Origin of the sequence: Actinomadura sp. NPDC000929, from assembly GCF_040492065.1 — a bacterium.
Taxonomy (GTDB): Bacteria; Actinomycetota; Actinomycetes; order Streptosporangiales; family Streptosporangiaceae; genus Spirillospora; species Spirillospora verrucosospora.
Genome location: NZ_JBEUPA010000246.1, coordinates 1 through 7,369 on the forward strand (window position 1 = coordinate 1; position 7,369 = coordinate 7,369).

Genomic DNA, 7,369 nt, shown 5'->3' on the forward strand with positions numbered 1-7,369 from the left:
CTCCGCCAGAACTGGAACGAGGACAAACGCTGGCAGCCCACCTGGAACGACGACCAACGCCACCAGGGCTACGCAGGCTGGAAGAAGGCCGTCGAGCGCACGTACGGCTGGGTGGAGGTCGACTGAGAAGGGTGTCGCGCGGGGAAGGGCCGTGGTGCTTCTTCGCGGGAATCAGATGATCTAGATTCGCCGAGACGGCGCCGTCCCGGCCGGGGCGGTCTCCGCCGCCGGCCCGTCCGAGAGGATCCGCATGCCCAGCCGCACCGCCGCAGCCGCCCTCACCGCCGCCGGGACGCTCGCCCTCGCGGGCGCCGGAGCGTTCGCCGCCGCCTCCGCGCAGGCCGCGCCCGTCCCGCCGCAGGCGCCGAGCGCCCAGCGGGCGGCGGTCGACTTCACCGGGATCGTCGCGCTGAGCAACTGCTCGGGCTCCCTCGTGCGCGGGGCGCGGTCGCGGGACGCCGACGCCGCGCTGGTGCTGACCAACGGCCACTGCCTGGAGTCGGGCATGCCGGACGCCGGCGAGGTGATCGTGGACCGCAGGTCGTCCCGGACGTTCACGCTCCTCGACCGGACGGGCGGCCGGAGCCTCGGCACCCTCCAGGCCACCAGGGTCGAGTACGCGACGATGACCGACACCGACGTGACCGTGTACCGGCTCGACACGACCTACGCGGCGATCCAGAAGCGCTACGGGATCCCCGCTCTGCGCCTGTCGACGGCCCGGCCGCACGACGGGACGCCGATCCGGGTCGTGTCCGGCTACTGGCGGAAGATCTACGGCTGCAGGACGGACGCGACCGTCTACCGGCTGCGCGAGGCCGACTGGACGTGGAAGGACTCGATCCGCTACAAGCCGGAGTGCCAGACCGTCCACGGGACGTCCGGGTCGCCGGTCATCGACGCCCGGACGCGCCAGGTCGTCGGCGTCAACAACACCGGCAACGACGACGGCGAGCGCTGCACGCTCAACAACCCGTGCGAAGTCGACCGCGCCGGGAACGTCACCGTCCGGAAGGGCGTCCACTACGGGCAGCAGACGTACCTGCTCGCCCGCTGCCTGGGCCAGGGCAACGACGTCGTGCTGGGCGGGGCGTGCGCGCTGCCCAGGCCCTGACGGGCAGCGGGCGGGCGGTCACCCCTCCGCCAGCAGCCCGGTGCGGAGCCGGTCGAGGGTCGTGCGGATCAGCCGGGAGACGTGCATCTGGGACAGGCCGATCTGCTCGGCGATCTGCGTCTGCGTCCGGTTCCCGAAGAACCGCAGGAGCAGGATCGTGCGCTCGCGCTCGGGCAGGTCGTCGATGAGGGGCTTGAGGGCGTGGCCGTCGATGAAGGCCTCCAGCGCCGGGTCCTCGGACCCGAGGTACTCGCCGACGGTGCCGGCCTCGCCGTCCGGCGTCCCGTCGGCCGGCGCCTCCAGCGACAGCGGCCGGTAGGCGTCGCAGGCGATGATGACCTCGACCGTCTCGTCCTCGGTGACGCCCATGATCGCCGCGGTCTCCGCGGTCGTGGGGGAGCGGCCGTGCTCGCGGGTGAACTCCTGGACGGTGCGGTGCAGGACCGGCCGCAGTTCCTGGATGCGGCGCGACACCCGGATGCCCCAGGTCTTGTCGCGGAAGTGCCGCTTCACCTCACCGGTGACCACCGGGTAGGCGTAGGTGACGAACCGGTCCCCGACCGCGGGGTCGAACCGGTTGATGGCCTTGACCAGGCCCAGGTAGGCGACCTGCTGGAGATCGTCCTGCGGCTCGCCCCGGTTGGCGTAGCGGCGCGCCACGCCGCGGACCAGGGGCTTGTGCAGGTCGACGATGCGTTCGCGCAGCCTTTCCCGCCGCGGGTCGGTCGTCTGGAGCCGGTTCATTTCCTTGAGAAGCGTCTCGGTCTGTCCGTCGTCGAACCGGCCGGTGGACTCCGCCCACGGCATACGCGCTCCCTTCCAGCGGGGCCGGCGAGGGTAGGAGGAACGTTCGGTCACGTCCCACTACCCTGGGAAGTCCCGGTCACACGGTGCCGGTAGGCTCGAATCGACCCGGAGACGGGGAAACGGCGGTGGGGCCCGCCGTGCCTGGACGGCGAACCGCGGAACGTTCCGCCAACGGTCCCTACCGGTGAGTGCGTCGTGGCTACTGGTAGGAGTGTGCACCCGTGAACGGCCGTCCCGTCGATCCCGATGTCGACCTGCATGTTCCGAGGCAGCGGTCCGAGCTGCGCGAGGCGCCGTGGGGAGTCCTGGCGGCGATCGCGGCCGGCGGGGCCCTGGGGGCGCTGGCCCGGCACGGGCTCGGCAACGCGTTCCCCCACCGGGCGGGAGAGTTCCCCTGGGCGATCTTCTGGGTGAACGTCTCGGGCTGCCTCCTGATCGGGGTGCTGATGGTCCTCATCACCGAGACGTGGAGGGCGCACCGGCTCGTGCGCCCGTTCCTCGGGGTGGGAGTGCTCGGCGGCTACACCACGTTCTCGACCTATGTCGTCGACGCCCAGGAGATGGTGGAACGCGGGGCGCCGCTCGTCGGGCTGGCCTACCTCGCCGGCACGCTCGCGGCCGCGCTCGCCGCGGTCTACGCGGGTGTCCGGGTGACGCGGCTGCTGGCCCGGCCGCGCCGCCGGGAGGCGGCCGCGCGGATCCGGTGCACCGGGCGGAGCGAGGCGGGCGGCGAGTGACCATCGTGCTGATCGTGCTGGGCGCCGCGCTCGGCGCTCCGCTGCGCTACCTCACCGACCGCGCCGTCCAGGCCCGCCACGACTCGGTGTTCCCGTGGGGGACGTTCACCGTCAACATCGCGGGGTCGTTCACGCTGGGCCTCCTCGCGGCGCTGCCCGCCCACGAAGGCGTGATGGCCTTCGCCGGGACGGGGTTCTGCGGCGCCCTGAGCACGTACTCCACGTTCGGATACGAGACCTTGCGCCTCGCCGAGGAGGGGACGCGCTTCTACGCCGTGGTCAACGCGGGCGCCAGCATCGTCGCGGGGCTCGGCGCGGCCTACTGCGGGATGGCGATCGCGCAGGCCGTCACCGGGTGAGAAACCTGGCGCGGCCCATGCTCGCAGCTCGGGGCACTTGGCTCCGAGCTCGCGAGTGGGCCGCGAGGGGACTCTGCCCAAGAGGGCATCTCGGTAAACCGATGGGTGTCTGGACTGTCACCGCGCGGAAACCGCCTTCTACCGCCACGGGCGACCCCGTTCCGACATGGGATGGACGGTGGCGGGTAGCGCGGATAGCGGGGCCGCGGGACGCCCCTTCGACGCCCTGGAGGAGCACCCGGCGAGGGCCGGGGCGGGGAAGGCGGCTGACGGATGCGCGTGCTGGTGACCGGATGGCCGAGCTTCCTGCACGGTGAGGCGACGGCCGGCGACGTCCTGGCGATGGAGGCCGTGCGGGCGGCGCTGACGCGGGCCGGGGTCGAGTGCCGCCTGGCGTGGAGCCCGGTCTTCCGGCCGGGCGGCCTGGACCTCGACCGGGCCGACCCCGCGTCCTACACCCATCTGGTGTTCGCCTGCGGGCCGCTCCACGGCCGGCAGGTGGAGGACCTCCACCGCCGCTACGCGGGGTGCACGCGCGTCGCCGTCGGCGTGTCGGTCGTCGATCCGGCCGACCCGGCGGTCACCGGGTTCGACGCGGTCCTCGCGCGGGACGCTCCGGGCGGCGCGCCGCGCCGCGACCTGGCGGCGCTGCCCGCGACGCCCTCGGTGCCGGTGGCCGGGGTCGTGCTCGCGCCCGGGCAGGCCGAGTACGGCGACCGGCGGCGCCACGACCGCGTCGAGCGGGAGCTGGCCGACTGGCTCGCCGCCCGCGAGTGCGCCCGGCTGCCGCTGGACACGCGGCTCGATCCGCGCGACTGGCGCCTGTTCACGACGGCGGCCGAGCTGGAGTCGGCGCTGCGCAGGCTCGACGTGGTGGTCACGACGCGGCTGCACGGCCTCGTCCTGGCGCTGAAGAACGGGATCCCCGCGCTGGCCGTGGACCCGGTCGGCGGCGGCGCGAAGGTGACCGCGCAGGCGCGGGCCTGGGGGTGGCCCGCCGTGGTGACCCCGCCCGCGGCGCCGCCCGGCGAGCGGGTCCTGGACCCGGCGGAACTCGACCGCTGGTGGACGTGGTGCCTGTCGCCCGGGGGCGCGGGACGGGCGCCCGCGCCCCCGGCGGACGCCGTGCTGATCGGCGAGCTGCTGGACGTCCTCGGCGTGCGGTAGCCGGGCCCGGCACGCCGGGAGGCCCGAGGTGCGCCGCCGCTCATGCGGGCCGTGCGACCACGAGTTCCCTGGCGAACCATTCGAGCGTGGTGCGCAGGCCCTCCTCGATGGAGATCCGCGGGCGCCAGCCGAGCGCCTCCTCGGCCAGCGCGGTGTCGGGGCGCCGGACGCGCGGGTCGTCCTCGGGGCGGTCGATGAACCGGACGTGGGACGACGACCCCGTCAGGTCGATGACCAGCCGGGCGAGGTCGGCCATCGAGATCTCGTAGGGGCTGCCGATGTTCACCGGTCCGGGGTGGTCGGAGAACGCCAGCGCGACGATGCCCCGCACGGTGTCGTCGACGTGGCAGATCGACCGCGTCTGCGAGCCGTCGCCGGTGACCGTGAGGTCCTCGCCGGTCAGCGCCTGCCGCAGGAACGTCGGGATCGCGCGGCCGTCGTCCGGCCGCATCCGGGGGCCGTAGCTGTTGAAGATCCGCACGATCGCGGCGTCGAGGCCGCGCGAGTGCCGGAACGCCGACGTCAGCGCCTCGCCGAACCGCTTCGCCTCGTCGTACACGCTGCGCGGCCCGACCGGGTTGACGTTGCCCCAGTACGACTCGGGCTGCGGGTGCACCAGCGGGTCGCCGTACACCTCGGAGGTGGAGGCGAGGACGAAGCGGGCGCCCTTGGCCTCGGCGAGGTCCAGGGCGTTGCGGGTGCCCTGGCTGCCGACCTCCAGGGTCTGGATGGGGTACCTCAGGTAGTCGGCCGGGGAGGCCGCCGACGCCAGGTGGAAGACGTAGCCGACGTCGCCGGGGACGTTCACCGGCTCGGTGAGGTCGCGCTTGAGGAAGCGGAAGTCCCGCCGCTCGGCGAGGTGGGCGATGTTGCGGGAGGTCCCGGTCAGCAGGTTGTCGAGGCACAGCACCGAGACGCCCTCGGCGAGCAGCGCCTCGCACAGGTGCGAGCCGAGGAAGCCGGAGCCCCCGGTGACGACGGCGCGTGGATGTCTCATCTCGTCCCCCTCATCGGTTCGGGTGGGCCAGTGCCTTCCCGGCGGCCTCGACGGCCTGGTCCGCTGTGATCTCCAGCAGCCCGGGACAGGGCTCGCGTCCGTGCGGGTCGCCGCGGCGCCCCGCCCACAGGACGTGGTGCTCGGCGCGGTCGGGAGGCCCCCACCGGCCGGGCGGCGTCGGGCCGAACAGCAGCACCGACGGTGTGCGGTAGGCGGTCGCGAGGTGCGCGACCCCGGTGTCGCCGCAGACGACCAGCCGTGCGCCCGCGACGAGCGCGGCCAGCCCGGGGAGTGACGTGCGGCCGGACAGGTCGGCGGTCGGGTCGAGCCCGGCGAGCTCCACGACGCGCCGCGCGAGGCGCGCCTCGCCGGGACCGCCGGTGACGACCACGCGCTCCCCGCCGCCGCGCAGCGCCGCCGCGACGGCCGCGAACCGCTCGGGAGGCCAGCGGCGCGCCGGGAACGCAGCCCCGGGATGGACGACGACGGCGCCGGGCGCGGGCGACGCGGCGGCCGGGGCCGGCAGGTCCAGATCCCCGGGGTCGGCGTCGAACCCGTAGGCCGCGACCAGCCGGCACCAGCGGGCCACCTCGTGCTCGCCGGGGTCCCAGGCGGGGCCCCCCGAGTGCCGCGCGCCGGGGCAGGCGAACGCCAGCAGCCGCCTCGGCGCCAGGGCCGCGAGGAGCCGGTGGCTCTCCGGGCCCCGCCCGTGCAGGTTGACGGCGGCGTCCACGGGGCCGGCGGGCGGCAGCGGAGCCTCCAGGCCGTCCGCCGGCAGCACGCCGTCGACCGCGCCGGTCGCGCGGGCGAGGGGTTCGAGCACCGGCGGGGCGGCGAGCGTGATCCGCGCCCCGGGCATGCCGCGCCGCAGCGCCCGCAGCGCCGGGACGGCGGTCAGCAGATCGCCGAGGCCGAGCGCGCGCAGCACCAGCGCGCCGCGCGCCCCGGCCGTCACGGCCACGACGGCTCTTGGGACGGGCACACGACCAGCTCGCGCACCTCGCAGCCGGGCGGCTGGTTCAGCGCGAACGCGATGGTCGCCGCCACGTTCTCGGGCCGGTTCAGCTTGGCGTCGGCCCCGGGCTTGTACTGGTCGGGGCGGTCGTCGAAGAACGCGGTGTCCATCCCGCCCGGCACGACCATGGTGACGGCGACCTTCCCGGCCGTCTCGGCGGCGAGCGCCCGCGTGAAGCCGACGACGCCGAACTTGGACGCGCAGTACGCGGTCGCGTCGCTCAGCGCGCGGAACCCCAGGGTGGACGCGACCGTGACGACCCGCCCGTGCGGCTCGTTCTCCAGGTACGGGAGCGCTGCGCGGACGACGGCGACGGTGCCGAGCAGGTTCACCTGGACGACCCGCTCCCAGTCCTCGGCGGGGACCTCGCACAGCGCCCCGCAGGCGTCGATGCCGGCGGCGGTGACGACGGCGTCGAGCCCGCCGGCGGCGCGCGCCAGGCCGTGCACGGCGCGCTCGGCGCACCGGCGGTCGGCGAGGTCGGCCTGCATGTGCTCGAACTCCTCCTTCGGAGGGTGCCGGTCGAGGACCAGGGGCCGCCCGCCGTCGTCGGCGATCTTCCGCGCGACGGCCGCGCCGAGTCCGGAGGCGCCGCCGGTGATGAGGACCTTCATGACGCGTTTCCCTTCGTGGTCGACAGCAGGCGCGTGGTGGAGCGCCCCTCCAGGAGGGGCAGCAGGACCACCTCGCCGTTGTGGGCCCGGATCGTCTCGGCCTCGGGCAGGGGCGCCCCGGCGTAGTCGGCGCCCTTGACCCACACGTCCGGGCGCAGCCGCTCCAGGAGCGGCGCCGGGGTGTCGTCGTCGAACACCAGCGCGGCGTCCACGTCGCTGAGCGCCTCGAGCACCCGGACGCGGTCCGCGGCGGGCGTCACCGGGCGGGACGGCCCCTTGCGGCGCCGGACCGACGCGTCGGAGTTGACGCAGACGATCAGGCAGTCGCCGAGCCTGCGCGCCTGTTGGAGGAGGCTGACGTGGCCCGCGTGCAGCAGGTCGAAGCAGCCGCCGGTGGCCACCACCGTGCCGCCCGCCCGCCGCGTCCGCTCGACGACGTCCCAGGCGTCCTCGCCGCGCTCGGGGACGAGCCGGGCGGTGCCGGACTCGGCGAGCTGCGCCGCGACGGCCGCGGCGGCGCCCGCGCGGACGAACTCCGACGCCCGGTCGACGCCCTCGG

At 75.0% G+C, this 7,369-nt stretch carries 9 protein-coding genes; 4 read left to right on the plus strand and 5 right to left on the minus strand.

Features of this window, described 5'->3' with window-relative positions; translation table 11 throughout:
• The first annotated feature begins 250 nt into the window (after positions 1-250).
• Positions 251-1,114 (plus strand): S1 family peptidase, encoded by an 864-nt coding sequence (locus tag ABWI04_RS40870; protein WP_353835766.1) that lies wholly within the window; start codon positions 251-253, stop codon positions 1,112-1,114.
• 18 nt (positions 1,115-1,132) lie between these two features.
• Here the strand turns inward: ABWI04_RS40870 and ABWI04_RS40875 are convergent, their stop codons facing one another.
• On the minus strand, positions 1,133-1,921 hold the full coding sequence (locus ABWI04_RS40875) for a SigB/SigF/SigG family RNA polymerase sigma factor (RefSeq protein ID WP_353835767.1): 789 nt from the start codon (positions 1,919-1,921) through the stop codon (positions 1,133-1,135).
• 221 nt (positions 1,922-2,142) lie between these two features.
• On the opposite strand from ABWI04_RS40875, the gene ABWI04_RS40880 reads away from it, so the two are divergent.
• The 3 genes from ABWI04_RS40880 (at position 2,143) to ABWI04_RS40890 (ending at position 4,184) form a co-directional block, all read left to right on the plus strand.
• A complete protein-coding gene (locus ABWI04_RS40880; protein ID WP_345187484.1) occupies positions 2,143-2,658 on the plus strand; it encodes a fluoride efflux transporter FluC in 516 nt (171 codons plus the stop codon).
• Complete coding sequence (gene crcB, locus ABWI04_RS40885; RefSeq protein WP_345187486.1) at positions 2,655-3,017, plus strand: fluoride efflux transporter CrcB; 363 nt, start codon at positions 2,655-2,657, stop codon at positions 3,015-3,017. Before ABWI04_RS40880 ends, crcB begins: the two co-directional genes overlap by 4 nt.
• A 273-nt stretch (positions 3,018-3,290) precedes the next feature.
• Positions 3,291-4,184 (plus strand): polysaccharide pyruvyl transferase family protein, encoded by an 894-nt coding sequence (locus tag ABWI04_RS40890; protein WP_353835768.1) that lies wholly within the window; start codon positions 3,291-3,293, stop codon positions 4,182-4,184.
• Between the two features lie 40 nt (positions 4,185-4,224).
• Here ABWI04_RS40890 and ABWI04_RS40895 read toward each other — a convergent pair whose 3' ends face one another.
• The 4 genes from ABWI04_RS40895 to ABWI04_RS40910 form a co-directional block, all read right to left on the minus strand.
• Positions 4,225-5,181: an NAD-dependent epimerase/dehydratase family protein gene (locus ABWI04_RS40895; protein ID WP_345187492.1), complete on the minus strand. Its 957-nt coding sequence runs from the start codon at positions 5,179-5,181 to the stop codon at positions 4,225-4,227.
• 10 nt (positions 5,182-5,191) lie between these two features.
• Complete coding sequence (locus ABWI04_RS40900; protein ID WP_353835769.1) at positions 5,192-6,142, minus strand: glycosyltransferase family 9 protein; 951 nt, start codon at positions 6,140-6,142, stop codon at positions 5,192-5,194.
• Complete coding sequence (locus ABWI04_RS40905) at positions 6,133-6,810, minus strand: SDR family oxidoreductase (RefSeq protein WP_353835770.1); 678 nt, start codon at positions 6,808-6,810, stop codon at positions 6,133-6,135. The genes ABWI04_RS40900 and ABWI04_RS40905 overlap by 10 nt, the downstream gene beginning before the upstream one ends.
• The coding region (locus ABWI04_RS40910) for an adenylyltransferase/cytidyltransferase family protein (RefSeq protein ID WP_353835771.1) at positions 6,807-7,369 on the minus strand (563 nt) is incomplete at its 5' end. The genes ABWI04_RS40910 and ABWI04_RS40905, both read right to left, overlap by 4 nt.